Source organism: Caulobacter sp. Root1455, assembly GCF_001426905.1.
Lineage (GTDB): Bacteria > Pseudomonadota > Alphaproteobacteria > Caulobacterales > Caulobacteraceae > Caulobacter.
Genome location: NZ_LMFQ01000002.1, coordinates 18,467 through 43,281, shown reverse-complemented (window position 1 = coordinate 43,281; position 24,815 = coordinate 18,467). Strand labels below are relative to the sequence as shown.

At 70.1% G+C, this 24,815-nt stretch carries 22 protein-coding genes and 1 pseudogene; 8 read left to right on the top strand and 15 right to left on the bottom strand.

Going from position 1 to position 24,815, the window contains the following annotated elements:
• Window positions 1-2: 2 nt before the first annotated feature.
• Window positions 3-1,118, bottom strand: a complete 1,116-nt coding sequence (gene tgt, locus ASD21_RS02725) for a tRNA guanosine(34) transglycosylase Tgt (RefSeq protein ID WP_056436431.1) — start codon at window positions 1,116-1,118, stop codon at window positions 3-5.
• Complete coding sequence (gene queA, locus ASD21_RS02720) at window positions 1,118-2,251, bottom strand: tRNA preQ1(34) S-adenosylmethionine ribosyltransferase-isomerase QueA (protein ID WP_056436428.1); 1,134 nt, start codon at window positions 2,249-2,251, stop codon at window positions 1,118-1,120. Before queA ends, tgt begins: the two co-directional genes overlap by 1 nt.
• Before the next feature lie 130 nt (window positions 2,252-2,381).
• Here queA and ASD21_RS02715 point away from each other — a divergent pair, with 130 nt between their 5' ends.
• Both ASD21_RS02715 and ASD21_RS02710 read left to right on the top strand, forming a co-directional pair.
• Window positions 2,382-2,981, top strand: a complete 600-nt coding sequence (locus tag ASD21_RS02715) for a hypothetical protein (RefSeq protein ID WP_056436425.1) — start codon at window positions 2,382-2,384, stop codon at window positions 2,979-2,981.
• A gap of 40 nt (window positions 2,982-3,021) precedes the next feature.
• Entirely contained in the window at window positions 3,022-3,999 is a 978-nt protein-coding gene (locus tag ASD21_RS02710) for an endonuclease/exonuclease/phosphatase family protein (RefSeq protein WP_056436423.1), read from the top strand.
• Window positions 4,000-4,121: 122 nt separating this feature from the next.
• Here ASD21_RS02710 and ASD21_RS02705 read toward each other — a convergent pair whose 3' ends face one another.
• The 3 genes from ASD21_RS02705 to ASD21_RS02695 form a co-directional block, all read right to left on the bottom strand.
• Complete coding sequence (locus ASD21_RS02705; RefSeq protein ID WP_056436800.1) at window positions 4,122-4,589, bottom strand: peptidylprolyl isomerase; 468 nt, start codon at window positions 4,587-4,589, stop codon at window positions 4,122-4,124.
• Window positions 4,590-4,714: 125 nt separating this feature from the next.
• Window positions 4,715-5,575 (bottom strand): peptidylprolyl isomerase, encoded by an 861-nt coding sequence (locus ASD21_RS02700; protein WP_056436420.1) that lies wholly within the window; start codon window positions 5,573-5,575, stop codon window positions 4,715-4,717.
• Window positions 5,575-6,390: a peptidylprolyl isomerase gene (locus ASD21_RS02695; protein WP_056436417.1), complete on the bottom strand. Its 816-nt coding sequence runs from the start codon at window positions 6,388-6,390 to the stop codon at window positions 5,575-5,577. Before ASD21_RS02695 ends, ASD21_RS02700 begins: the two co-directional genes overlap by 1 nt.
• Window positions 6,391-6,624: 234 nt before the next feature.
• Here ASD21_RS02695 and ASD21_RS02690 point away from each other — a divergent pair, with 234 nt between their 5' ends.
• Window positions 6,625-7,998 (top strand): sensor histidine kinase, encoded by a 1,374-nt coding sequence (locus ASD21_RS02690; protein ID WP_056436414.1) that lies wholly within the window; start codon window positions 6,625-6,627, stop codon window positions 7,996-7,998.
• Between the two features lie 13 nt (window positions 7,999-8,011).
• Here the strand turns inward: ASD21_RS02690 and coaD are convergent, their stop codons facing one another.
• Window positions 8,012-8,500, bottom strand: a complete 489-nt coding sequence (gene coaD, locus ASD21_RS02685; RefSeq protein WP_056436411.1) for a pantetheine-phosphate adenylyltransferase — start codon at window positions 8,498-8,500, stop codon at window positions 8,012-8,014.
• A 50-nt stretch (window positions 8,501-8,550) separates the two neighbouring features.
• Window positions 8,551-11,334 carry a DNA gyrase subunit A gene (gyrA, locus tag ASD21_RS02680; protein WP_056436409.1) on the bottom strand — a complete coding sequence of 928 codons (2,784 nt, stop codon included), beginning with the start codon at window positions 11,332-11,334 and terminating at the stop codon, window positions 8,551-8,553.
• Between the two features lie 112 nt (window positions 11,335-11,446).
• Here gyrA and sodC point away from each other — a divergent pair, with 112 nt between their 5' ends.
• Entirely contained in the window at window positions 11,447-11,965 is a 519-nt protein-coding gene (gene sodC / locus ASD21_RS02675) for a superoxide dismutase[Cu-Zn] (RefSeq protein ID WP_056436407.1), read from the top strand.
• Here sodC and ASD21_RS24250 read toward each other — a convergent pair.
• The 3 genes and pseudogenes from ASD21_RS24250 to ASD21_RS02665 all read right to left on the bottom strand — a co-directional run.
• Window positions 11,964-12,082: pseudogene (locus ASD21_RS24250) on the bottom strand (hypothetical protein); the annotation flags it as partial. The gene sodC and the pseudogene ASD21_RS24250 overlap by 2 nt on opposite strands.
• On the bottom strand, window positions 12,083-12,979 hold the full coding sequence (locus tag ASD21_RS02670; RefSeq protein WP_056436404.1) for a DMT family transporter: 897 nt from the start codon (window positions 12,977-12,979) through the stop codon (window positions 12,083-12,085).
• 12 nt (window positions 12,980-12,991) lie between these two features.
• A complete protein-coding gene (locus ASD21_RS02665; protein WP_056436401.1) occupies window positions 12,992-14,284 on the bottom strand; it encodes an adenosylmethionine--8-amino-7-oxononanoate transaminase in 1,293 nt (430 codons plus the stop codon).
• Between the two features lie 74 nt (window positions 14,285-14,358).
• On the opposite strand from ASD21_RS02665, the gene bioF reads away from it, so the two are divergent.
• From bioF to ASD21_RS02650, 3 genes are read left to right on the top strand one after another with little or no spacing between them, the layout of a single operon-like run.
• Window positions 14,359-15,513 carry an 8-amino-7-oxononanoate synthase gene (bioF, locus tag ASD21_RS02660; protein WP_056436398.1) on the top strand — a complete coding sequence of 385 codons (1,155 nt, stop codon included), beginning with the start codon at window positions 14,359-14,361 and terminating at the stop codon, window positions 15,511-15,513.
• Window positions 15,513-16,187, top strand: a complete 675-nt coding sequence (gene bioD, locus ASD21_RS02655) for a dethiobiotin synthase (RefSeq protein ID WP_056436395.1) — start codon at window positions 15,513-15,515, stop codon at window positions 16,185-16,187. The genes bioF and bioD overlap by 1 nt, the downstream gene beginning before the upstream one ends.
• Window positions 16,184-17,104: a Gfo/Idh/MocA family protein gene (locus ASD21_RS02650; RefSeq protein ID WP_056436392.1), complete on the top strand. Its 921-nt coding sequence runs from the start codon at window positions 16,184-16,186 to the stop codon at window positions 17,102-17,104. Before bioD ends, ASD21_RS02650 begins: the two co-directional genes overlap by 4 nt.
• Here ASD21_RS02650 and ASD21_RS02645 read toward each other — a convergent pair.
• Window positions 17,101-17,913 carry a helix-turn-helix transcriptional regulator gene (locus tag ASD21_RS02645; protein WP_056436389.1) on the bottom strand — a complete coding sequence of 271 codons (813 nt, stop codon included), beginning with the start codon at window positions 17,911-17,913 and terminating at the stop codon, window positions 17,101-17,103. The genes ASD21_RS02650 and ASD21_RS02645 overlap by 4 nt on opposite strands.
• Before the next feature lie 144 nt (window positions 17,914-18,057).
• Here ASD21_RS02645 and ASD21_RS24245 point away from each other — a divergent pair, with 144 nt between their 5' ends.
• Window positions 18,058-18,825 carry a DoxX family membrane protein gene (locus ASD21_RS24245; RefSeq protein ID WP_056436386.1) on the top strand — a complete coding sequence of 256 codons (768 nt, stop codon included), beginning with the start codon at window positions 18,058-18,060 and terminating at the stop codon, window positions 18,823-18,825.
• On the opposite strand, the gene ASD21_RS02635 is transcribed toward ASD21_RS24245, so the two are convergent.
• The 4 genes from ASD21_RS02635 to ASD21_RS02620 all read right to left on the bottom strand — a co-directional run bounded on the left by ASD21_RS02635 (window position 18,784) and on the right by ASD21_RS02620 (window position 24,577).
• Window positions 18,784-19,821, bottom strand: coding sequence for a fatty acid desaturase family protein (locus ASD21_RS02635; protein WP_327019750.1), 1,038 nt, complete (start codon window positions 19,819-19,821; stop codon window positions 18,784-18,786). The genes ASD21_RS24245 and ASD21_RS02635 overlap by 42 nt on opposite strands.
• Before the next feature lie 209 nt (window positions 19,822-20,030).
• Entirely contained in the window at window positions 20,031-21,236 is a 1,206-nt protein-coding gene (locus ASD21_RS02630; protein WP_235524823.1) for a DUF3089 domain-containing protein, read from the bottom strand.
• A 74-nt stretch (window positions 21,237-21,310) separates the two neighbouring features.
• Window positions 21,311-22,894 carry an AMP-binding protein gene (locus ASD21_RS02625; protein WP_056436377.1) on the bottom strand — a complete coding sequence of 528 codons (1,584 nt, stop codon included), beginning with the start codon at window positions 22,892-22,894 and terminating at the stop codon, window positions 21,311-21,313.
• Between the two features lie 12 nt (window positions 22,895-22,906).
• Window positions 22,907-24,577, bottom strand: a complete 1,671-nt coding sequence (locus ASD21_RS02620; RefSeq protein WP_056436374.1) for a carboxylesterase/lipase family protein — start codon at window positions 24,575-24,577, stop codon at window positions 22,907-22,909.
• Window positions 24,578-24,815 lie beyond the last annotated feature (238 nt).

Below are 24,815 nucleotides of genomic sequence, written 5' to 3'. Positions count from 1 at the left end.
CGTCAGCCGCCCTGCTGACGCGCCGCGAAGTCCCGGCGGAACTGCTCGAACCGGCCTTCGGCGATGGCCGCCCGCATGGCCGCCGTCAGGGCCTGGAAGAAGGCGATGTTGTGCCAGGACAGCAGCACCTGGCCCAGGATCTCCTCGGCCTTGAACAGGTGGCGCAGATAGGCCCTGGAATAGTCGCGGCTGGCCGGGCAGTCGCTGGTCGGGTCCAGCGGGTCCTCGTCGTCGGCGTAGCGGGCGTTCTTGATGTTGATCGCCCCGTCCCAGGTCCAGGCCTGGCCGTGACGACCCGAGCGGGTGGGCAGCACGCAGTCGAACATGTCGACGCCGCGATAGACCGCCTCGACCAGATCGATCGGCTTGCCCACGCCCATCAGGTAGCGCGGCTTGTCGGCGGGCAGCATGGCCGGCGCGTAGTCCAGCACCTCGCACATGGCTTCGTGCCCCTCCCCGACGGCCAGCCCGCCCAGGGCGTAGCCGTCGAAGCCGATCTCCCGCAGCCGCTCGGACGACTCCTGGCGCAGGTTCCGGAAGGTCGAGCCCTGCTGGATGCCGAACAAGGCCTGGGTGTCGCGCGTCCCGAAGGCGGCCTTGGAGCGCTCGCCCCAGCGGGCCGACAGCTCCATGCCCTGGCGCGCCCTCGCCTCTTCCGCCGGCCAGGCCACGCACTCGTCCAGCTGCATGACGATGTCGCTGCCCAGCAGGTCGGCCTGGATTTCCATCGACCGCTCGGGGCTGAGCACGTGCTTGGAGCCGTCGATATGGCTGGAGAAGGTGACGGCCTCCTCGGTGACCTTGCTGATCCCCGACAGGCTCATCACCTGGAAGCCGCCGCTGTCGGTCAGGATCGGCTTGTCCCAGCGCATGAACCTGTGCAGCCCGCCCAGGCGCTTCACCCGCTCGGCCGTGGGGCGCAGCATCAGGTGGTAGGTGTTGCCCAGGATGATGTCGGCGCCGGTGTCCTTGACCTGGTCGACCGTCATCGCCTTGACCGTGGCGGCGGTGCCGACCGGCATGAAGGCCGGCGTGCGGATGTCGCCGCGCGGAGTCTTCAGCACGCCCGTCCGGGCCGCGCCGTCGGTGGCCGAGATCTCGAAGGGAAAGGCGGCCATCAGCTTTGCTCGAGCCCATTCTTGTTAGTGGGGGCGCGGAACAGCAGACTGCCGTCGCCGTAGGAATAGAAGCGATAGCCGGTGGCGATCGCGTGCTCATAGGCCGCCTTCATCGTCGCCTGGCCGGCGAAGGCGCTGACCAGCATGAACAGGGTCGATTTGGGCAGGTGAAAATTGGTCATCAGCACGTCGGCGGCGCGGAAGCGGTAGCCGGGGGTGATGAAGATCGCGGTCTCGTCGGCGAACGGCCGCACGACGCCGTCTTCGCCGGTGGCGCTCTCCAGCAGGCGCAGGCTGGTGGTGCCCACGCAGACGATGCGGCCGCCTGCGGCGCGGGCGGCGTTCAGGGCGTCGGCGACCTCGGCGGGCACCTCGCCGAACTCGGCGTGCATCCTGTGCTCGGAGACCACGTCGGTCTTGACCGGCAGGAAGGTGCCCGCGCCGACGTGCAGGGTGACGAAGTGCAGGGAGACGCCCCGGGCCCTCAGCCGGTCCAGCAGGTCGGGCGTGAAATGCAGGCCGGCGGTCGGGGCGGCCACCGAGCCGTCCTCGCGGGCGTAGACGGTCTGGTAGTCGGCGCGGTCGCGGTCGTCCTCGGGCCGCTTGGCGGCGATATAGGGCGGCAGCGGCATCTCGCCGTGGGCGGCGACGGCCAGGTCCAGGTCGACGCCGGCGAAGTCGAAGGCCAGTTCGATCTCGCCGCCCTCGTGCTTGGCGATCACGGTGGCGTCCAGCATGCCGCCCTGGCAGGCGCGATCCTGGCCGTGGCCGAAGGCGATGCGGTCGCCCTCCTTCAGGCGCTTGCCGGGCCGCATGAAGGCGACCCAGCGGTCGGGCGCGACGCGGCGGTGCAGGGTGGCCTCGACCGCCACCGGCGATCCGTCGCCGCCGCCGGTCTCGCGTCCCGCCCTCAGGCCCATCAGCCGGGCCGGGATCACGCGGGTGTCGTTGAAGACCAGGGCGTCGCCCGGCCGCAGGAAGTCGGGCAGCTCGCGGACGATCCGGTCTTCCAGGCCTTGCCCCCCCGCACCATCGGGTCGGACGACGAGCAGGCGCGCGGAATCCCGCGGCTCGGCCGGCCGCAGGGCGATCGCCTCCTCGGGCAGATGGAAATCGAAGTCGGACAGGCGCATGGGGCGGCTTCAAGGCCACGACGGGACGTCGAGGTCAAGCGTCGAGACGCCGCGTCTCCGGTCAAGCATCGATGGACAAACCGCGTCTTCCGCCACCATCCTGCCCGCTCGACGCATCACGGGGGGAACCATGACCGTCACCATTCATAGGCTGTCGGTGCTCTGCGCCTGCCTTTTCCTGACCGCCTGCAAGCCCGCCGTGGAGATCAGGAAGGCCGAGACCGCCCCGGCGCCGTCCACCGCGCCGGCCGCGACGCCGCCGGCGCCGGTGACCTTCTCGCACGATCCGGCGCTGGACAGCTTCGGCTTCTATTTGCCCGACAAGGCCGTACAGTCGGGCGACCTCAAGCTGACCTCGCTGAACATCGGCCAGGCCGGCGACTTCGCCGACTGGGAAGCCGGCAAGCGGTCCGCCACCTATGCGCCGATCTTCATGTCGTTCGACGATGTCGCCAGCCCGACCGTCGAGAACGAGTTGGGCCAGATCGTCCATACGGTCTCGGTGCGGGTGATGCCGACCGCCTATCGGGTGGACGACCGGGAGCTCAGCTTCCACGGCGTCGATCCGCGCCTTGGGCAGGTGACCTTCACCGGCGCCTTCGACCTGGAGGCCCTGAAAGCCGCGAAGGCCGCCGGCCCGGGCGAACCCAAACCCGTCATGAAGGGTGACTTGCTGGTCGGCGACCGACAATTCCGCAATATCGGCTTCCTGTATTTCGGCGGCGACTAAGCCTGGCGCGAACGTCATGCGGTCGTGCTAAGGCGAGGCGATGCGTCTGGTCCTCAATCTCGCAAGTCTGTTCGTTCGCGGCACCGCGTTGATGTTCGCCCTGGTCGGCGCGACCACGGGGCTGCTTTGCCTGGGCGGCGTCTTCAACGACAAGCTGGACGCCCTGACCCATTGGGCCGTGATCTGGTTGGCTTGCGGCGTGGCGGGCCTGGTGCTCGGCGCGGCCTTCGCGCGCGACACCGAGCGCAAGGCCATCGTCGGCCTGTCGCTGGTCGCCGTCCTCGCCACGGGCGGACTGATGACCCCCGAAATCGCCGGGTCGTGGTTCCAGAAGACCAAGCCCAAGGCCACGCCGGCCCTGAAGCTCGTGCAGTTCAACCTCTGGGCCGGAAATCACCACCCCGAAGCCACCTTGGCCTGGATTCTCGCCCAGAAGGCCGACGTGGTGACCATCCAGGAGGCGGGCGGCGCGGCCTGGCCGGTCGTCGCCGGTCTGCTGAAGGCCTACCCCTACCGCGTCAGCTGCGATGGCGCGCGCACTTGCGACACCTGGATCTTCAGTCGATGGCCGATGACCCAGAAGCGCGGCTTCCTCAAGGAGGGCCTGCCTCTGGCGGGAGCCACCGCCGTCGTGCAAGCTCCGAGCGGCGCCTTCCCCTTGGCCGCCGTCCACTATGTCTGGCCCATCCCCGCGGGCCGGCAGCAGGCTCAGAGCCGGCTGCTGGTCTCGAGACTGGCGCCGTTTCCGCGCCAAAACCTCATCGTCGCCGGCGATTTCAACTCCACCCCGTGGTCCTTCTCCCTGCGCCGGCAGGACAAGGCCCTGGGCCTGGAGCGGCGCACCCGCGCCCTGGCCAGCTGGCCCAGCGGCGACTTCTCGCGGGTCGCCCGCGCGCCCTTCCCGATCCTGCCGATCGACCATGTCTACGCCGGCAAGGCCTGGAAGACCGTCAAGGTCGAGCGCGGTCCGAACCTGGGCTCGGACCATCGGCCGGTCGTGGTGACCCTGGCCCGCTAGAGCATTTTCGAGCGAAGTGGCGTCCGGTTCGCGTGAAGAAAGTGCGTTAAAACAAAGATCTAGAGCCACGAAAAAGGGCCCCGGTTTCCCGAGGCCCTCCGTTTCAACGTCGAGGTCGACGCCTATTCGTCGGCGGCGATCTTGGCGCTGAGGATCTTGCCCGGCGCGCGCGGCGGCTCGCCGGTCGGCAGGGCGTCGACGTTTTCCATGCCTTCGACCACCTGGCCCCAGACAGTATACTGGTTGTCCAGGAAGGTGGCTTCGTCGAACACGATGAAGAACTGGCTGTTGGCCGAGTTCGGATCGGGGGTGCGGGCCATCGAGCAGACGCCGCGCACGTGCGGCTCCTTGGAGAACTCGGCCTTGATGTCCGGCTTGGCCGAACCGCCGCGGCCGGTGCCGGTCGGATCGCCGCCCTGGGCCATGAAGCCCGGGATCACGCGGTGGAAGACCACGCCGTCATAAAAGCCTTCGCGGACCAGTTCCTTGATCCGCTCGACGTGGCCGGGGGCCAGGTCGGGACGCATCTTGATCGTGACGGGCCCGGTCTCGAGCGTCAGCAGCAGGGTGTTTTCGAGGTCGGCCGACATGGTCATCCCTTGGGGGTTTGGAGAAGGGGGAAAGGAGTCGGAAGGCTTCTAGCCCGCTTTCCATAAGGGGGAAACCGTTCGGTTGGATCCCGAGGGCGGATCAATCGTCACAGCCCAGCTTGCAACTATCGGATGTCGACCGCCAGATCGACGTCGCAAACCGAGAAGTCGGCGCCCCGGGCCGCGCGCTTGCGGGCGATCTCGGCCTTGAACCAGGCGCTGGCCGTATCGACCACCCGCACGGTCGGGCGCTCGGCCGGAGGGATGTCGGCCAGCAGGCGCACCTTGGTCATCCGGTCCTGCGGCTTCTCCACCGGCTCGCCGGTCTTGATGGCCCGCACGACGTCGAGGCCGGTCAGAACCCGGCCGAAGGCCGTGTAGCGCTTGTCCAGCGACGGATAGGGCTGGCGCATCAGGAAGAACTGGCTGTTGGCCGAGTTGACGTCCTCGTCTCGGGCCTCGCCGACCACGCCGGGACAGTATGTCCCCCAGGCGGAGACCTTCTTGTCGGAGGTGACCTCGGCCCAGCTCCAGGCCTGGCTGACGACCGGCAGCGACTTGAGGAAGCCGACCTCGGTTCCGGCCGGGGCCGCGGCGGGCGCGAACGGCGTCGACGCATCGCGGCGGAAGGTGAACTCGGCCTTCAGGTTGGGCTTCTTCGTGCCGCCCTCCCCCGTGTCGTCCGGATCGCCGGTCTGGGCCATGAAACGGTCGATCACCCGGAAGAAGGTGCGGCCGTCATAGACGCCCTCGCGGGTCAGTTCCTGGAAGCGGGCGACGTGACCGGGCGCGACCTCGGGGATCAGCTCCAAGACGATCCGGCCCTTGCTGGTGTCGATGACCACCACGTCCTCGGGCGCGGGCGTTCGCCACTCCGTCGCCCCAGGGGGAGCCGTCTTTGGCGCGACCTTCGGCGCGGCCTGCGCGCCGCCGGCCAAGACGAGACCGGAAAGAACAGCGATCGAGGCGACCAGCGGACGGATCATTATTTCACCTGTACGGGCACGGCGATGTCGCAGGGTCCGAAGGCCCCGCCCATTTCGGCCCGCTTCTTCTCGACCAGGGCCGAGAAGGCGGCCGAGCGGGTGTCCATCACCTGGATGCTCGGCCGCTGGCTGGCGGGCATGTCGGACAGCACGCGGACGGTCAGCATCTTGTCCTGCGGATCAGGCACGGGCTCGCCGGTCTTGATGGCGCGAATGGTCTCCAGGCCGCTCAGGGCGCGGCCGAAGGCGGTGTAGGTCTTTTCCAGCGAGGCGTAGTGCTGGCGCATGAAGAAGAACTGGCTGTTGGCGCTGTCGGGATCGCCCGCGCGGGCCATGCCCAGCACGCCGGGGCAGAACGCTCCCCAGGCGGCCACCCTGCCGTCGGCGGTCATCGCCGCCAAGGCGCTGTTTTGACTGTAGACCGGCAGAGAACCGACGAAGCCCATTTCCACCGTGCCCGCCTTGCCGGCCGGCGCGTAGCCGGGGCCGCGGCGGAACAGGAACTCGGCGGCCAGGTTCGGCTGGTCGGAGCCGCCGGTGCCGTCGTTCTTCGGGTCGCCCGTCTGGGCCATGAAGCCGTCGATGACCCGGAAGAACGTCTGGCCGTCGTAGAAGTGGGCCTTGGCCAGCTGGCGCACCCGCGCCACGTGGTTCGGGGCGGCCTCGGGCGCCAGCTCGACGATGATCCGGCCCTTGTTGGTGTCGACCACCAGGATGTTCTCGGGGTCGGGCGTCCGCCAATCGGAGGTCTGCTGGGCGCTGGCGGCGGAGGCCGCGGTGAGCGCCAGGACGGCGGCGATGGACGCAAGCTTCATGGAGATCCCCGAAAGAACTGGTCTGACGGCGTAGAACGCCGCCGCGCGAACGACAAGTAGCGCCGCGTTAGAACGGACGATTCCGGCGAGTTTGGGGTGGCTGGCGCAAGACCGCCGATGCGCCGTCTCCTGATTCCGCCCGATTGACCGCCCCTGAAGCCCCGAAACAATGGGGTCGCCAACCAGCTTGGCGCGATGGGGCCCGGACCGACCGCGGCGTAGCGGAGAGTTGCCATGTTCGCCGGCGCGCCCGAAGGCCTGCAAGCCGACACCGCCAGACACAGGTCTCGCTCGCGCCAGCTGGCGGAGGGGTTGCCCGGAGGGTTCATCGGCCTGGATTCCGATTGGCGGATTTCCGACTGCAACGCGGCGGCCGAACGCCTCTTTGGCCAGGACCGGGAGGACCTGATCGGCCGCGGCTATTGCGACCTGGCCGGGCTCGGGCCCGACAGCGCGTTCGCCGAGCTGGTGGAGAAGGTCGCGGCGACCGGGCGGCCCGCCGAGGCCGAGCTGCGTTTCCGAAGCGGCGATCGCGCCCGGCTGCTGGCCGTTCGGGCCTTCGCCTATGACGACGGCGTCGCCGCCACCTGGACCGACGTGACCGCGGCGCGGGCCGCGCAGCGCCGGCTGGCCCTGAGCGAGGAGCGGCATCGCGAGGTCGCGGACGGTGCGCCCACGGCCGCGTGGTTGAGCCGCGCCGACGGCAAGCTGGTGTTCATCAACCAGGCGATGGTCGACGCCCTGGGGCGTCCGCGCCGGGAGCTGCTGGGCGAAGGCTGGCTGCATTGGATCGATCCGGAGGACAGGCCTCGGCTGCTGGCCGCCCGGGACGCGGCGCGCGCGGCCCACGGCGCGGTCAGCTTCGAAGGCCGCTTTCGCCGGCCGGGCGGCGCGGTGCGGGTGATCGAGCTCTATGGCCGGCCGCGGTTCGACGCGCGAGGCAGGTTCTGCGGTCATATCGGCATCGCGGCCGACGTGACCGAGGCCCGCCGGTTCGAGCACCAGCGCACCCTGCTGATCAACGAGCTCAATCACCGGGTCAAGAACACGCTCACGACCGTGCAGTCGCTGGTTCGCCAGACGCTACGGGACCACGAGTCGGCCAAGGACGCTGAATCGGCTGTCGCCGCCCGCCTGATGGCCCTTTCCGCCGCCCACAACGTGCTCAACCGCGAGCTCTGGACCGGCGCGGATCTGGCCGAGATCGCCAGCGAACTGCTGCGCCCCTACGACTTTCCCGACCGCTACACGATCATCGGCCCCAAGGCGCGGCTGTCTCCGAAGAGCGCCATCGCCGTCGCCATGGCGTTGCATGAGCTGGCCATTGTCGCGAACCGGCCGGACGCGGGGTCCGCCGATCGCCGTCGCGTTCGGCTGCAGTGGCGGCTGGAGAGCGACCTGGCCGTGCTGGAATGGCGCGAACGCGGCGGGTCCGCCGGCGCCGAGCAGGCCTTGACCGGATTTGGCTCCGTGGTCCTGAGCCGGGTCATGGCCGGCGAACTGGGGCGCCCCGCCGAGCTGAGCTTCACCCCGGACGGCCTGGTCTGCCGGCTCTGGGCGCCGGTCTCCGAACCGGAGGCGGCGGGCCTTCCGCCGCGCTCCAACTAGAGCAAGCCGCGCCCTACTTCGTCAGCTTGCCCAGCAGTTGCTCGGCCACGCCCGGCGGCACGAACTTGTGGACGTCGCCGCCCAGGGCCGCGATCTCCTTGACCAGGCGCGAAGCGATGGCCTGGTGGCGCGGGTCGGCCATCAGGAACACCGTCTCGATCTCGCGATCGAGCTGCTGGTTCATGGCCGTCATCTGGAATTCGTATTCGAAGTCGGCCACGGCCCGCAGGCCGCGCACGATCATCTGGGCCCCGACCTCGCGGGCGAAATGCATCAGCAGGCTGTCGAACGGCAGGACCTCGATCTCGGCGATCTTGGTCAGGTGGGCCGTCTCGCGGCGCACCATCTCCACCCGTTCCTCCAGCGAGAACAGCGGCCCCTTGCCGATATTCACCGCCACCCCGATCACCAGCCTGTCGACCAGCTTGACCGCCCGACCGATGATGTCGAGGTGGCCGTTGGTGACCGGGTCGAACGTTCCCGGATAGAGACCAATCCGCATGCTTTTCCCTCACCCGGGCAATGCCCGTGGCCCCCTGCTCTTTGGGTCGCTTACGAGGTCTCGTCCGCCCCGTTTTCGTCGCCCGTGTTGTCATCGCCCGTGCTGTCGTCGCCGCCGGCTTCGGCGAGACGCTCGACGCTGACGACGTGCTCGTCGGCGGCGGTGCGGAAGATGGTTACCCCTTGGGTATTCCGCGCTGCAACACGAATTTGCGAAACGGGCACCCGGATCATCTGGCCGGCGTCGGTGACCAGCAGGATCTGGTCGCCCTCCTCGACGGGGAACGAACCCACCAGCTTGCCGCCGCGCTTGCTGAGGTCCTGGGCCGTCAGGCCCTGGCCGCCGCGGCCGGTGCGGCGATAGTCGTAGGCGCTGGTGCGCTTGCCGAAGCCCTCCGACGACACGGTCAGCAGGATTTCCTCGGCCGCGCCCAGTTCGGCGATGCGCTCGGGCGTCAGGCTGGCCTCGGTGCCCTCCTCCTCGGCCTCTTCCGGCGCGGCGGGCGCTTCCTCGCCCTCCTCGCCCATGGCCCGGGCCAGGGCCCGCTGGTGCTTGAGATAGGCGGCGCGCTCGGCCGGCGTGGCGTCGACATTGCGCAGCACGCTCATCGAGATGACGCTGTCGCCCTCGGCCAGGCGCACGCCGCGCACGCCGGTGGAGTCGCGGCTGGCGAACACCCGCACCTCGTCGGTCGAGAAGCGGATGCAGCGACCCGAGGCGGTGTTGAGCAGGATGTCCTTCTGGCTGTCGCAGACGGCCACGCCGACGATGCCGTCGCCTTCATCGAGCTTCATGGCGATCTTGCCGTTGCGGCGCACGTCCACGAAGTCGCTCAGCTTGTTGCGGCGCACGCTGCCCGAGCGGGTGGCGAACATCACGTCCAGGCCGTCCCAGGTGGCCTCGTCCTCCGGAAGCGTCAGGATCGAGGTGATGGTTTCGCCCGGCTCGATCGGCAGCAGGTTGACGAACGCCTTGCCGCGGCTGTTGGCGACGCCCTGTGGCAGACGCCAGACCTTCATCTTGTAGACCTTGCCGCCCGAGGTGAAGAACAGCAGCGGGGCGTGGGTCGAGGCCGAGAACACGCGGGTGACGGCGTCCTCGGTCTTGGTGGACATGCCCGACTTGCCCTTGCCGCCCCGGTGCTGGGTGCGATAGGCGGCCAGCGGCGTGCGCTTCACATAGCCGCCCAGGGTGACGGTGATGACCATGTCCTCGCGGACGATCAGGTCCTCGTCTTCCATGTCGGCGTCGCCGTCGACGATCGCGCAGCGGCGCGGGATGGCGAACTTCTCGCGCACCTCGACCAGTTCCTCGCGAACCACGGCCATGATGTTGGCGCGGTCCGACAGCAGGTCCAGATAGCCCTTGATGGCTTCGGCCAGGGTGGCGGCCTCGTTGCCGATCTCGTCGCGGCCCAGGCCCGTCAGGCGCGACAGGGTCAGGGCCAGGATGGCGCGGGCCTGCTCGTCGGTCAGGCGGATCAGGCCGCCGTCTTCCTGCACGGTGCGCGGGTCGGCGATCAGTTCGACCAGCGGCAGCATGTCGCCGGCCGGCCAGGACTTGGCCACCAGGCGCTCGCGGGCCTCGGTCGGATCCTTGGACGAGCGGATGATGTGGATGAATTCGTCGATATTGGCGACGGCGATGGTCAGGCCGACCAGGACGTGGCCGCGGTCGCGCGCCTTGCTCAGCTCGAACTTGGTCCGCCGGACCACGACCTCTTCGCGGAACTTGACGAAGATGTCGATCAGCTCGCGCAGGCCCATCTGCGAGGGCCGGCCGCGGTTCAGGGCCAGCATGTTGACGCCGAACGAGCTTTGCAGCGCCGTGTAACGGTAGAGCTGGTTGAGGATCACCTCGCCCGAGGCGTCGCGCTTCAATTCGACCACGATGCGCATGCCGTCGCGGTTGGATTCGTCGCGGATGTCGGAGATGCCCTCGATCCGCTTATCGCGGACCATTTCGGCGATGTACTCGACCAGGTTGGACTTGTTCACCTGGTAGGGGATGGCGGTGATGACGATGGCTTCGCGGCCGGTGCGGATCTCTTCCACCGTGGCCAGGCCGCGCATGATCACCGAGCCGCGGCCGGTCAGCAGCGCCTGGCGCGGGCCGGCCCGGCCGATGATCTCGCCGCCGGTCGGGAAGTCGGGGCCCGGCACCAGGTCCAGCAGCTGGTCGGTGGTGACGTCGGGCTGATCGATCATCAGCAGGCAGGCGTCGATGATCTCGCCCAGATTATGCGGCGGGATGTTGGTGGCCATGCCGACGGCGATGCCGCCGGCGCCGTTGACCAGCAGATTGGGGATCCGCGACGGCAGGACGACGGGCTCCTGCTCCTTGCCGTCGTAGTTGTCCTGGAAGTCGACCGTGTCCTTGTCGAGGTCGGCCAGTAGCGACATGGCCGGCGGGGCCATGCGGCACTCGGTGTAACGCATGGCGGCGGGCATATCGCCGTCGACCGAGCCGAAGTTGCCCTGGCCGTCGATGAGCACCAGGCCCATCGAGAACGACTGGGTCATGCGCACCAGGGTGAAGTAGATCGAGGCGTCGCCGTGCGGGTGGTACTTACCCATCACGTCGCCGACCACGCGGGCCGACTTGACGTAGGGCCGCTCGGGCGTCTGGCCCTGCTCGTGCATCGAGAACAGCACGCGGCGGTGCACCGGCTTGAGGCCGTCGCGCGCGTCGGGCAGCGCGCGGCTGACGATCACGCTCATCGCATAGTCGAGATACGAACGCCGCAGCTCGTCTTCGATATTGATGGGGGTAACGTCCCCGCGGGACGCCGGCGAGGCCGGGGACCCGGGGATGGTGTTTTGATCGTCGCTCAAGGGAATTTTTCGCCGTCAGAATCGAACACGGAACCGTCAAAAACAGTTAGCATTCCCCTCGCCAAGACGCCACCTTCGCGGCCCCAGCCCTTGGCTTTCCAGGAGTTTTCCCATGCGTTTGACCGCCCTTGCCCTGTCCGCCGGCCTGCTGGTCGCCACCCAGGCCTCCGCCGCCGCGACGACCGCCACGGCCGAACTCAAGGGCGCCGACGGCAAGACGGTCGGGACGGCCACCCTGACCGAGGCGCCGCACGGCGTGCTGCTGCGCGTCGAGGCCAAGGGCCTGACCCCCGGCTGGCACGGCCTGCACTTCCACGAGAAGGGCGATTGCGGCGCGCCCGACTTCAAGTCGGCCGGCGCCCACGTCCACACCACGACCGCCGTGGTCCACGGCCTGCTGAACCCGGACGGCAACGACAACGGCGACCTGCCCAACCTGTTCGCCGCCGCCGACGGCGCGGCCACGGCCGAGCTGTTCTCGCCGCTGGTGTCGCTGAACGGCGCGGGCGGCCGCCCCGCCCTGCTCGACGCCGACGGCTCGTCGATCGTCGTCCACGCCAGCCCCGACGACTACAAGACCCAGCCGATCGGCGGGGCCGGGGCGCGCGTGGCCTGCGGGGTGGTGAAGTAGGCGAACGCACTGCGTCCTTCGAGGTCCGCTGCGCGGGCGCCTCAGGATGAGGGGCTTTTTGCTGAATTCCTCATCCTGAGGTGTGAGGCGAAGCCGAGCCTCGAAGGACGCAAAGCGCTAAGTCGCCTCGCCCTCGGCCGGCACGACCTTCTTCGCGGTCAGCGCCACCAGCGCCACCCCGGCCATGGTGGCCGCCGCGCCGATCACCAGCTGCGGCGACAGCTTGTCGCCCATGAACAGCACGCCGATCGTGCACGAGACCAAGGGCGTCAGCAGGAAATAGGGCGTCACCCGGCCCGCCTCGCGCCGCTGGACCAGCCAGAACAGCAGGGCGCTGGCCCCGATGGTCGAGACCACCCCGGCGAAGGCCACGCAGGCCCAGGCGATCGGCGCGGCGGTCTTCACGCGTTCGACGACGTTGTCCTCGAAGCCGAACGACATCACCAGCAGCACCGGCGCGGCGACGACGGCGGTCAGGGCCTGGACCTGCAGCGGCTTGGCGCCCGGCGTCTGGCGCACGAACACCGTGGCCAGGGCCCAGCAGGCGCTGGCGACCACGCCCAGCACGATGGCCGGCAGGTCGGCCGCCCCGTGCGGGTCCAGGCTCATCCACGCCACCCCGACGAAGGCCACCACCAGGCCGGCGACGGCCAGGGGCTTCATGGTCTCGCCCAGCATCTTCCAGGCGAACAGGGCCGTGAACGGGATCCACAGCTGGGTGGCCACCACCAGCGGGCTCAGCGACTTGGCCAGGCCGAAGGCGATGTAGATGATCCCGAAGTGGATCGGTCCCGACAGCAGGCAGATGGCCATCAGCCGCCTCGACCACGGGAACGGCGGCTTCAGGAACGGGACCAGGAACGCCAACGCCAGGGCGAAGCGCAGGGCCCCGACCATCATCGGCGGCAGCTCGGCGGTCGCCACCTTGGCCGCGGCGTTGTTCAGGCCCCAGGTCAGGATGATGGCCGCGATGGCTAGGCGCTCGAGGCCGGTCAGGGGCGTGTTCGACGACATGCCCCGCTTGGATCAGACCCCGCCGCTTCCTTCAACCCCACCAGCGCCCACGACCTTGCGAATGGCGGCCGTCAGGATCGCCAGGTCGACGTCCGGCGTCGTGAAGGCCGGCGTCAGATAGACCGTCTTACCCATCGGCCGGATCCACGCCCCCTCGGCGGCGAAGGCGTCGCACAGGGCGCCGACCGCCACCGGCCGGTCGAACTCCACCACCCCGATCGCGCCCAGCACCCGGACGTCGACCACGCCCGGCGCGCCGCGAACCGGCTCCAGGCCTTCGGTAAGCGCCGCCGACACCCGCGCCACGTCCGCCCGCCAGGCGCCGTCCTCGAACAGGTCCAGCGAGGCGTTGGCGGCCGCGCAGGCCAGGGCGTTGCCCATATAGGTCGGGCCGTGCATCAGGGCCGCCCCGGCGTCGTCGGACCAGAAGGCCTCGAACACCCGGGTCGAGGCCACCGCCGCCGACAGCGGCAGGGTCCCGCCGGTCAGGGCCTTGGACAGGGTGACGATGTCGGGCTCGACGCCCGCCGCCTGCATGGCGAACAGCTCGCCGGTGCGCCCGAAGCCGGTGAAGATCTCGTCGAAGATCAGCAGCACGCCGTGCTTGTCGGCCAAGCGGCGCAGGGTGCGCAACACTTCGGGATCGTGGAACAGCATGCCGCCCGCGCCCTGGACCAGCGGCTCGGTCAGGATGGCGGCGATCTCCCCGCTCCGCTCGGCCAGCAGGGCGTCCAGCGCCGCCTCCGACGCCGCGTCCACCGGCAGGTCGGCGATCGGCTGGCTAGGCATCACGCCGGAGAACAGGCTGTGCATGCCCTCTTCAGGGTCGCAGACCGTCATCGTCGCCAGGGTGTCGCCGTGATAGCCGCCCCGGAACGACAGGAACCTGGTGCGTCCTTCGCGCCCCTGGTTGATATGGAACTGCAGCGCCATCTTCATGGCGATCTCGACCGACACCGAGCCGGATTCGGCGAAGAAGGCGTGGTTCAGGTCGCCGGGCAGCAGGTCGGCCAGGCGCCTGGCCAGGCGGTAGGCCGGTTCGTGCGCCAGCCCGCCGAACATCACGTGCGGCATGCGCTCCAGCTGGTCGCGGACGGCGGCGGCGATATGGGGGTGGTTGTAGCCGTGGCAGGCGGTCCACCACGAGGCCAGGCCGTCGACCAGTTCGCGCCCGTCGTCCAGAATCAGCCGCGAACCACGCGTGGCCACGACCGGCAGCGGCGGCCGGGCGGTCTTCATCTGGCAGTACGGCCGCCAGACGTGGGGCGCGCCGGCGACAAGCCAGTCGGGGCTTTCGACAGTCATCGCGCGATCCTTCGTTGCCTAGCGGGGGCGCACTGCCTATGCCCTCCCGCTGCGAGGGGCAAACAGGAACCGTGATGCACAGTCTGGACACCTACGCCGCCGACAAGATCGAGCGCCTCGAGGCCGCCAGCCTGCTGCGCCGTCTGAAGCCCACCCAGCGTTCCGCCGGAGCCCTCGTCGAGCGCGACGGCCGCAGGCTGCTGTCCTTCTCCTGCAACGACTATCTGGGCCTGGCCCACCATCCGGCGGTCAAGGCCGCCGCCCAGGCGGCGATCCAGACCTACGGAGCCGGCTCCGGCGCCTCCCGGCTGGTGACCGGCGACCACCCGCTGCTCTCCGAACTGGAGGCGCGGCTGGCGCGGTTGAAGGGCGCGGAAGCCTGCGTGGTGTTCGGCTCGGGCTACCTGGCCAACACCGGCGTGATCCCCACCTTCGCGGGCAAGGGCGACATCGTGCTGGTCGACGAACTGGCCCACGCCTGCATCTGGGCCGGCGCCCAGCTGTCGGGCGCGCGGATCATCCCGTTCGCCCACAACGACACCGACCACCTGGCCGAGCTGCTGGCCGAGCACCGCGCCGGCGCGCGCCACGCCGTCGTCGCCACCGACGGGGTGTTCTCGATGGACGGCGACATCGCCCCGCTGGACTGGCTGTCGGCGGTCTGCGAGGCCAACGACGCCTGGCTGCTGTCCGACGACGCCCATGGCGTGGGCGTGCTGGCCGAAGGCCGCGGCTCGGCGGCTCTGTTCCCCGAGGCCCAGATCCCGTTCCAGATGGGCACCCTGTCCAAGGCCCTCGGCTCATACGGCGGCTATGTCTGCGGCTCGCGGGCCGTGGTCGACCTGATCAAGACCCGGGCCCGCACCCTGGTCTACACCACCGGCCTGCCGCCGGCCGCCGCCGCCGCCGCCCTGGCCGCGCTCGACATCATCGAGGCCGAGCCCGCCCTGACCGCCATGCCCCTGGCCAAGGCCCAGGCCTTCACCAAGGCCGTCGGCCTGGCCAAGGCGGCCAGCCCGATCGTGCCGGTGATCATCGGCGAGGCGCAGGACGCCCTGGACGCCTCGCGCGCCCTGGAGGCCGAGGGCTTCCTGGTCGTGGCCATCCGTCCGCCCACCGTGCCGACCGGCGCGGCCCGCCTGCGCATCGCCTTCAGCGCCGAGCACCCCGACGCCGAGATCGCCCGCCTGGCGGCCCTGGTGAAGCCCTACGTCAAGGCCGCCCGCTGATGCCGGCCCTGTTCGTCACCGGCACGGGCACGGACATCGGCAAGACCTATGTCAGCTGCGCCCTGATCCGCGCCCTGAAAGCCCGGGGCGCGGTCGTCGACGCCTTCAAGCCGGTGGTCAGCGGCTTCGATCCCAGGGACGCGGCCGGCAGCGATCCGGCCCGGCTGGCCGCCGCCCTGGGCGCGCCCGGCGACGTGTTCCGCATCGCCCCGCGCCGCTACCGGGCCCCGCTGTCGCCCAACATCGCCGCCCGGCTCGAGGGCCAGGCCCTGGTCCTGGACGACATGGTCATCGACGCCGTGGCCCGCGCCGCCGAGCTTCGCGACGGCCTGCTGCTCGTCGAAGGGGCCGGCGGGGTGATGTCGCCCCTGACCGACGGCGAGACCAATCTGGACATGATCACCGCCCTCGGCGCGCCGGTCCTGCTGGTGGCGGGCTCCTACCTCGGCACGATCAGCCACGTCCTGACGGCCCTGGTCGCCCTGCGCTCCGCCAGGGCGGAGGTCGCGGCCGTGGTGATGAGTGAGAGCCTGGACGCCCCGGATCTGGCCCAGACCGCCCAGGCCCTGGCGCCGTTCCTGGAAGATGTTCCATTGTTTCTCGCGCCCCGGGCCGACGCCTGGAACGCCGCCGCCCTCGCCGACCACCTGCTCAACGTCTTGGGGACTTCATGACCCTGCGCATCGCCCCTCTCCGTATCGCGATGATCGGCCTGGGCGACATCGCCAGGAAGGCCTACCTGCCCGTGCTGGGTCCTCGCGCGGACCTCGATCTGGTCTTCGTCACCCGCGATGCCCAGACCCTGGCGGCGCTGGGCGCGGCCTGGCGGGTCGAGCGGCTGCACGCCCAACTGGACACGGCCCTGGCGGAAGGCCTGGACGGCGCCCTGGTCCACGCGGCCACGGCGGCGCATCCGGACATCGTCCGCCGCCTGCTGGAGGCCGGCGTGCCGACCCTGGTCGACAAGCCGCTGGCCGACAACGCCGCCGACAGCGAGGCCCTGGTCGACCTGGCCGAGACGCGCGGCGTCTCGCTGATGGTCGGTTTCAACCGCCGTTTCGCTCCGGTCTATCGCGACGCCGCCGCCCTGGGCCTGCCGCTGACGGTCATGCAGAAGAACCGCGCCGACCAGGCCGACCATCCGCGCCGGGTGGTGTTCGACGACTTCATCCACGTGGTGGACACCCTGCGGTTCCTGGCCCCCGGCGCGGGCGACGCGCGGGTGCATGGCCGGGTCGTGGACGGCCTGCTGCAGCATGTGGCCCTGTCGCTGTCGGGCGACGGCCGCGACGCCCTGGGCGTCATGAACCGGGTCAGCGGCGCGAACGAAGAGACGCTGGAAGTCTCGGGGGAGGTCTCGGGCGCCGGCGCCAAGCGGCGGATCGTCGACATGGCCCAGGTCGTCGACCAGTCGGCCCAGGACCACCTGACCCGGCGCGGCGACTGGACCCCGGTCGGCCGCCAGCGGGGGTTCGAGGGCCTGTGCGACCATTTCCTGAGCGCCGTGCGCGACGGGCGACGGCTTTCGGCGCTGGACGCGTTGGGGACGCACCGGCTGTGCGAGACGGTGGTGCGAGCGTTGGACGCCTAGGCCGTCCGTCTCCACGCCGTGGGCGACAGGCCGAACGCCCGGCGGAACGTGGCGTTGAAGTGCGAGATGTCGTTGAAGCCGATGTCGAAGGCGATGCGGGTGATCGGCTCGGCCGTATCGGTCAATCGGTCGGCGGCGGCCCGCAGACGCGCGCCGATCAGATATTGGCGCGGGCTTTCGCCGGTCACCGCCCGAAACAGCCGGATGAAGTGGAAACGGCTGACCTGGCCCATGGCGGCCAGGGTCTCCAGCCCGCAAGGCTCCGCGTAAGCGACATCCAGATGCCGGACCACCTCGCGGATGCGCCGACGCTCGACCTGGGTCGGCGCGGCCCGCCGCGTGCGACGCCCCAGGGTCAGGGCGCGGGCCGTCAGATCGATCACCTCCTCCTCGCCGAGACGCAGTCCGCCCGCCGCCCGCCGCACCGCGCCATAGAGCGGCGCGGTCTCGCGCGACGGAGCCAGGGCCGAGACGGCGAAGGCGGGATCGTCCAGCCCGTGATCGTTGGCGACCTCGGCCAGCAGGTCCGCATGCAGGGCGATCACCGCCCGGCGATTGCCGCTGGCGTCCAGGTGGCGGCAGTCGAAGCTCTCTCCGGCGTTGCCCAGCAGGATCGCGCCGGGCGTGGCGCGGGTCCGGCCGTGGCGGCCGCCGTAGTCGAAGGCGCCCGCCACGACGACGCCGATCACCGGGCCGGCGTAGCACTTCTCGATCGGGGCCGAGTCGTCGGTGGCGCAGCGCGCCTCGCCGGCGCCGTACAGCGGCGAACGGGCGGCCAAGGCGGGGCCGTGGGTCTCGACGCGGAACATGCAACGCCTCCGTCAGGGTGCGCGCCCATAGAACCCGCCTCGCCGCCTCTAGGCAACGGGTCTCGAGCAACACGCTCCGCGCAACAAACCCCAAGCCAGCCAACGGCCGGCGGGCCAAGCTCGCCGTCTCGAACGGGAGGATTCATGAACCGCGACGGCGTTCCCTACGGCCTCGGCGCGACGGCGCTGGGGATCATCGGCCTGGTCTTCGGCGACTTCGCGCTGCAGTGGCAGCCCGTGCCCAAGGACCTGCCCGGCCATCACCTCCTGGCCCTGGTCAGCGCCGTGGTCATGCTGGTCCTGGGCCTGGGCGTCCTGTGGTCGCGCACCGCCCGCCCCGCCTCGGCGGCGCTGGCCGCGGTCTATCTGGGCTGGGTCGCCTTGCATGGCCCCGAACCCGTCGCCGCGCCCGCCAGCGTCGGCTCGTGGCTGGGCCTGGCCGAGATCCTGTCGCTGTCGGCCGGGGGGCTGGCGCCGTTCACCCTGTCGACCCAGCCGCCCAATGACCGGCTGCGGCTGGCCGCGCGGCTGATCTACGGCCTCTGCCCGCTGGTCTTCGGCCTGAGCCACTTCGCCTATGCCGACTTCACGGCCAAGATGGTGCCCGGCTGGATCCCCTACCCGCTGTTCTGGGCCTATGCGACCGGCGCCGGCCACCTGGCCGCCGGGCTGGCGATCCTGTTCGGCGTGGTGCCCCGGCTGGCGGCGACCCTGCTGACGGCGATGATGGGAAGCTTCGTCGTGCTGCTGCACATCCCGCGCGTGATCGCCGCGCCGGGCAGCCAGCTGGAATGGACGATGACGGCCGTCGCCCTGTCGCTGACCGGCGCGGCCTGGGCCCTGCGCCAGTCCCTGCCGGGTTCTGAGCCCTCAGGCGCTCTGGCGTTCGACCGGGTCGGCCTCGACCGTTAGCGGCGTCACGCCGGCGCGGCGGAACAGCTTGCCCAGCGCCACGAACAACCCCTTCTCCTCGACCCGGTGATAGGGCGAGGTCGCCGCCAGCTGGGCCGACAGCCGCGCATGGGCCTTGCCCAGGTTGTGGTACGGCAGGCGCGGCAGCAGATGGTGCAGAGCGTGGTAGCGCAAGCCGACCGGCGCCCACAGGAACGGCAGCAGGGCCGGTGGCGGCACGTTGACCGAGTCGAGGAACTGATCCTCGAAGCTCATCATCTCGCCGTCGTTCTCCCAATAGTGCGCCACCAGGGTGCGCAACTGGTTGACGAAGGTGGCCAGCGAGAACAGGGCGAACCAGGTCAGGACCACGCGCACGGGCACGACGCCGGCGACGGTCAAGGCCGCGCCGCCCCAGCACCACAGCCAGCAGCCGATCTCCTGGGCCAGCCAGTCGGGCCGGGTCTTGTCGTTGTCCTCGCGCACGAAGTCGGGATTGATAACCAGGGCCGACAGCTTGGTCCTGACGAAACGGCGCACGGGCGGGACCACGAAAGACAGCGGAACCAGGACGCCCGAGCGCAGGATCACGCCCAGCGGGGCCAGCAGCGAAATCGCCGCGAATAGGCCCAGCTTGAAGGGCGAATAGCGGCCCAGCGGCAGATATTCCGGATCCTTGGCGGTGCCGAAGCGATGCTTGGCGTGGTGCAGGTTGTGCACGCCCTCATACATCATCGACGGGGTCATCAGCGGCACGCCGATCAGCAAGTTCCAGCCCAGGCGGAAACCCGGCACGTCCTTGGGCCGCAGGTGGCTGATCTCGTGGATGAAGCTCAGGCCGCGGTACAGGGCCAGCAGGCCGACCAGGCCGGCGGCGGCGATTACGTCCGGATGGCGGGCGGTGGCCGCCAGCCACAGGCCGCTCCAGGCGACCGTCGCCGTCAGGACCAGATCCAGCCAATAGATCGTGCGATCAGGCGTCGTCAGGTCGGCGGTCAGGCCATGGGCTTGGCGCACCAGGCCCGGCTCGTCTTTCTGGGATGATCCCACGGTCTTCTAAATCCCCGATTCCGACTTGAGCGCTCCGACGGCTCGCCTTCAGCGCCCCCGACGTGGCGCCGCGTCTTTCGAAATTCAATGCCAATACGGACGAAAGACGCCCTGACGGGCATAAAGCAAAACGGCCGACGTCGAAACGCCGGCCGTTGTCGCAGGATGTGAAGAGATCAGCCCTGCGGCGGATCAGCCACGTAGGCCTCGCCCTGCTTTCGGACCAGGCGGATCAGCGTGCCGATCGAGTGGTCGACGTCGAGCAGGTGCAGGCCCCACGAAAGATCCACGCCCGTACGCCGGATGATCTGGCCGCCCAGCTCGTCGGTGCGCGGATCGGCCGGGACGGCGTTCACGTGCAGGGCCAGGTAGTTGAAGTCGCCGCTCTCGACGCATTCGGTGGAAACCAAGCCCGGCGTCTTCACGAAGAAGGTCCCGATCGGCCGCATGGGCCGCACCCACTCCGGTCGGATGTCGCCGCCGGAGCCGTTCAGGAAGCCCTGGGTGATGAAATAGGACTCCGGCTCGCCCTTGCCGCCGCCCAGGTTGGCCGGATTGACACAGGCCGCGCGCAGACCGTCACGGACCTTGCCGAAGCGGGAGTTGGCCGGCGGCGGCAGGCGGTCACGGAAGGTCGCGTAGGTGATCACGCAGCCGGTCTGGTCGGCGGCCCGGCACAGCGGAACCGACTTAAACGCGCCGCCGACGTCCTTGCCGGGCGGGACCATGACCGGCGCGCCCAGGATCAGGGCCGAGACCAGTTGTTTCTGGACGGGCTTGCCGTCGATCTCCTGGGTGATCAGCCGGGTGATCATGGCTCCGCCCTGGCTGTGGCCGATCAGGACGACGCCGCGCCCCTTGTTCTCGTGGGCCAGGTACCAGTTCCAGGCCTCGACGACGTCGGAAAACCCGCCGAAGCCGGGGGGCGGCTGCGCCCCCACCGGGGCCGGGCCGCCGCTCGGGGCCCGCAGCCGCCGCAGCGTCCCCTGGCGATAAAGCGGCGCGAACTGCCGGCAGACCGATCCGAACCGGGCGAACTGCACCTTGATGTCGTCCCACTCGGCCGCGTCGGGCGAGAAGTCCGAAACCCAGCCGGGATCATTGGAGACGGTGGGATAGACGAAGAAGCAGTCGATCTTCGGATCCTTGGCGGCGACATAGCGCTCGACCGTCATCCCGCCGCTGGGCGCGATGACGGTGGCGTCGAGGTCGACCTCGCAGCGGTTGTCCTTCAGGTCCGGACGGCACAGCCAGAGCGCCGGGTCGGCGTAGTCGGGATGCTGGACGTTGGGATCCGGCGCCTGGGCCAGGGCGACGCCCTGCACGACGACCAGCGCCGCCAAACCCAGCAGCCCGCGGACCATGTTGGACAGAACCTTCATCGGCGACATTCCCCTGGACGAGCGTCGTGGCGCTCTTGGAATCGAAGATCGGCGCGGGAGCGCGCGCCCTTGGATCACCCGCCGCCGTACTCCGATCGCAGCCGAATCTTGTCGATCTTGCCGGTGGCGGCCAAGGGCATGCGCGGCAGCCGGTAGACGGCGTCGGGGATCCACCACGGGGCGACGCGGCCGCGCAGCGAGGCCAGCAGGATCTCGTCGCTAACCTCGCCCAGCGTCTCGACCAGCAGGATCGGGCGCTCGCCCCACTTGGCGTCGGACCGGCCGATGACGGCGGCCAGCGAGACCTCGGGCAGCGCCCCGATCACCGCCTCGATCTCGGCGGGATTGATCCATTCGCCGCCGGACTTGATCAGGTCCTTGGCTCGGCCGGTGATCATCAGGTTGCCCTCGGCGTCGATGCGCGCCAGGTCGCCGGTGGGGAACCAGCCCTCGGCGTCGGTCGCCGGCGCGTCGTGGCCGAAATAACGCTCGATCACCGCCGCCCCGCGCACCCGCAGGTGGCCCTCGACGTCGCGCTGCTGGGCCAGCGGCGTCCCGTCGGCGTCGGTCAGCAGCAGGTCCACGCCGATGGCCGGTCGGCCCGAAAGCGCGGCGTGGGACGGCGCGCTCAACGGCGCCACCGTGCCGGAGGGCGACAGCTCGGTCATGCCCCAGCTGGTCTGCACCCGCACGCCCAGGCGCTGCTCGATGCGCTCCATCAGGGCCGGAGCCATCGGCGCGCCGCCGACGATGATGCGCTTGAGCGACGGCAGTTGGCCGGCGGTCGCTTCCAGATGCTCGACCAGACCCAGCCAGACGGTCGGCACGCCGACGCCGATCGTGACGTCCTCGGCGGCGATCAGGCGGGCCAGGCTGGCGCCGTCGGCCATGCGTCCGGGCAGGACCAGCTTGGCGCCGACGGCCGGGGCGGCGAACGGCAGTCCCCAGGCGTTGGCGTGGAACATCGGCACCACGGCCAGGATGCTGTCCGCGCCCGAGATCGCCATCACGTCGGCCTGCAGCGCCCTCAGGGTGTGCAGGAAGCTGGAACGGTGGGTGTAGGTCACCCCCTTGGGCGCCCCGGTGGTGCCGGAGGTGAAGCACAGGCCGCAGGGCGCGGTCTCTTCGAAGCCGCCCCAGACCACCTCGCCGGTCGCTTGGGCCAGCAGCGACTCCAGCAGGACGGCCGGGCGCGCGCCCAGGCCATCCGGGATCGCCCCGCCCGCGGCGTCGATGATCAACAGGTGCTCGACCGCGGGAGCGCCCTCCAGGATCTGGCGGGCGAGCGGCGCGAGGTCGGCGGACGCGATCAGGACGCGGGCCTCCGACTGCACGATCATCGACGCCAGGTGGTCGGCGGTCAGGCGGGGATTGAGCGTGTGGCAGACCGCGCCCATGCCCATGACGCCGTACCAGACCTCGACATGGGCCTGGGTGTTCCAGGCCAGGGTGGCCACGCGATCGCCGGTCCCGACGCCCAGGCCCGCCAGCATCGCCGAGGTCCGCCGGCAGCGGACCATCAGGTCCGCGTAGCCGATCCGGTCGGTTCCGCCCCCGTCCCGCGCCGTCACGACCTGCGCGTCAGGGCGCCACTTGGCCGCGTGCTCCAGGAACTTGTCGAGCGTCAACGCGAACGCCTGCATCTCACCATCGATCATCGGGCGTACTCGTTATCCGCACTGGCCGGTCTTGGGCGGAAGCGGCGGCGAGACGACGCCGACGTTCCAGTTCCACGGGGTGTCGCCCTGGGCCCGGCGACGGCACATGACGGTTTCGTTCAGTTCGTACATGCCCGGCCGCAGATGGACGCCCGGCTGGGGTCCCTCGACGAAGGCCATGTAGGCGCGCTCGCTTCCATAGGGCTTCCAGGCGGGCTCGCCGGCCGCCTTCGGGACGCCGCCGCGGGCGAACGAGGCCCAATAGCGGATCATGGCCGTCGACAGCCTGGCCTCGACAGGCGTGTCCGGGTTCTTCGGCCAGGCCGGCGGGGTCATGTTCGCCGTGCCGAAGACGTAGGGGATCTCGCTGGCGTGGAAGCCGTGCAGCCCCGCCGCGTCCGCCGCCGGATAGCCATGGTCGAACAGGTAGAGATAGCCCGGCGCGCCGGCGGCCGTCTGCTTGGCGACCAGCCGCTCAGCGGTCCAGCCGTAGAGCGCGTCGCGGGTCGTCAGCAGCACGCTCTCGGCTAGGTCGCTGGACGGGTAGAGCTTGAGGAAATCGTCGGCCAGGTCGCCATAGCGCTTGCGGATCTCGGCCTCGTAGGTCGCCGCGTCGGCGGGCGGCGGCGGGGCCAGCACGCGCAGCGAGCGGATCTCGCCGCTGTTGAAGCCGGCCAGGATCGGCACGCGGGCTTGTTCCCCGCGATCGAAGGCGTCGACCAGCTGGGCCGGCAGCACCTTGCCGTCGACGGCGCCGAAGGTCTGGAAGCCGGCCATCAGGGCCGAAGTGGTCAGGGTCTCGGCGTCCATGGCCCGCAGATCGGCCAGGCTCTTGGCGCCCAGCTTGGCGGCTGTCGCCGCGCCCATGGCCTCGGCCGGGACATGGCCGAACCTCGGCTCGCGCAGGTCGGGCGTCGAGACCATGTAGGCGCTCTGGGCGATCGCCTTCTGGAACAGGCCGCGGGCCGGCGGCGAGGCCATCAGGTACATGACGCTCAAGCCCCCCGCCGACTCCCCGGCGATGGTGACGTTCTTCGGGTCGCCCCCGAAGGCGGCGATGTTGCTTTGGACCCAGCGCAGGGCGGCGATCTGGTCGAGCAGGCCGTAGTTGCCCGAGACGTGGTCCGGCGACTCCGCGCTGAGCTCGGGATGGGCCATGTAGCCCAGGACGCCAAGGCGATAGTTGATCGAAACCACGACCAGACCCTGCCTGGCCAAGGCCGCCCCGTCGTACATCCCCTCGCTGCTGGCGCCGCCGGTCAGCGAACCGCCGTGGATCCAGACCAGCACCGGGGCCTTCCTGATCTTTTCGGGCGCCCAGATGTTCAGCGACAGGCAGTCCTCGCTCATCGCCTTCAGCGGCGAGCTATAGATGCCGCCGGGACGCGGCTTGCGCTGATAACAGGCCGGGCCGAAGTCGAGCGCGTCGCGCACGCCGCTCCAGGCCGGCGCGGCGGCGGGCGGCTTCCAGCGCAGCGCGCCGACGGGGGCGGCGGCGTAGGGCACGCCCTTGAAGACCCGCAGGCCGTCCTGGTCGACGCCGCGCAGCGCGCCGGCCGGCGCGCGGACGACGGGCTGATCCGCCCATGCCGCGACCGGCGCCGCGGTCAACGCCGAAAGGGTCAGGGTGAGGACGAATGCTCGGGAAACCAGCGAATCCAGGGACCTTGCCCGAGCTTTCATGACGTTTCTCCCCGGATCAGCGTCGGTCGTTCGCGCCGACGTTTGCGAACCCAGCGTGACGACGATCCCGGCGCCTGTCAACATTCACTATCGTGCGTGTGAATATTGATCTTTGATCCTGTTTGAGCGCATGCTTGGAGAAAGCCAAGCTGGAAAAACGGCGGCTGGGAGGATGACCCTTGAAGACCATGTGCGCGAAAGCGCCGCGACCCTGTTCGCGCGCCCCAATCAAGCTTGA

Coding starts and splice junctions, on each gene's coding strand:
- tgt (WP_056436431.1), bottom strand. CDS start 1,118: ATGGCCGCCTTTCCCTTCGAGATCTCGGCCACCGACGGCGCGGCCCGG.
- queA (WP_056436428.1), bottom strand. CDS start 2,251: ATGCGCCTGTCCGACTTCGATTTCCATCTGCCCGAGGAGGCGATCGCC.
- ASD21_RS02715 (WP_056436425.1), top strand. CDS start 2,382: ATGACCGTCACCATTCATAGGCTGTCGGTGCTCTGCGCCTGCCTTTTC.
- ASD21_RS02710 (WP_056436423.1), top strand. CDS start 3,022: ATGCGTCTGGTCCTCAATCTCGCAAGTCTGTTCGTTCGCGGCACCGCG.
- ASD21_RS02705 (WP_056436800.1), bottom strand. CDS start 4,589: ATGTCGGCCGACCTCGAAAACACCCTGCTGCTGACGCTCGAGACCGGG.
- ASD21_RS02700 (WP_056436420.1), bottom strand. CDS start 5,575: ATGATCCGTCCGCTGGTCGCCTCGATCGCTGTTCTTTCCGGTCTCGTC.
- ASD21_RS02695 (WP_056436417.1), bottom strand. CDS start 6,390: ATGAAGCTTGCGTCCATCGCCGCCGTCCTGGCGCTCACCGCGGCCTCC.
- ASD21_RS02690 (WP_056436414.1), top strand. CDS start 6,625: ATGTTCGCCGGCGCGCCCGAAGGCCTGCAAGCCGACACCGCCAGACAC.
- coaD (WP_056436411.1), bottom strand. CDS start 8,500: ATGCGGATTGGTCTCTATCCGGGAACGTTCGACCCGGTCACCAACGGC.
- sodC (WP_056436407.1), top strand. CDS start 11,447: ATGCGTTTGACCGCCCTTGCCCTGTCCGCCGGCCTGCTGGTCGCCACC.
- ASD21_RS02670 (WP_056436404.1), bottom strand. CDS start 12,979: ATGTCGTCGAACACGCCCCTGACCGGCCTCGAGCGCCTAGCCATCGCG.
- ASD21_RS02665 (WP_056436401.1), bottom strand. CDS start 14,284: ATGACTGTCGAAAGCCCCGACTGGCTTGTCGCCGGCGCGCCCCACGTC.
- bioF (WP_056436398.1), top strand. CDS start 14,359: ATGCACAGTCTGGACACCTACGCCGCCGACAAGATCGAGCGCCTCGAG.
- bioD (WP_056436395.1), top strand. CDS start 15,513: ATGCCGGCCCTGTTCGTCACCGGCACGGGCACGGACATCGGCAAGACC.
- ASD21_RS02650 (WP_056436392.1), top strand. CDS start 16,184: ATGACCCTGCGCATCGCCCCTCTCCGTATCGCGATGATCGGCCTGGGC.
- ASD21_RS02645 (WP_056436389.1), bottom strand. CDS start 17,913: ATGTTCCGCGTCGAGACCCACGGCCCCGCCTTGGCCGCCCGTTCGCCG.
- ASD21_RS24245 (WP_056436386.1), top strand. CDS start 18,058: ATGAACCGCGACGGCGTTCCCTACGGCCTCGGCGCGACGGCGCTGGGG.
- ASD21_RS02630 (WP_235524823.1), bottom strand. CDS start 21,236: ATGAAGGTTCTGTCCAACATGGTCCGCGGGCTGCTGGGTTTGGCGGCG.
- ASD21_RS02625 (WP_056436377.1), bottom strand. CDS start 22,894: ATGATCGATGGTGAGATGCAGGCGTTCGCGTTGACGCTCGACAAGTTC.
- ASD21_RS02620 (WP_056436374.1), bottom strand. CDS start 24,577: ATGAAAGCTCGGGCAAGGTCCCTGGATTCGCTGGTTTCCCGAGCATTC.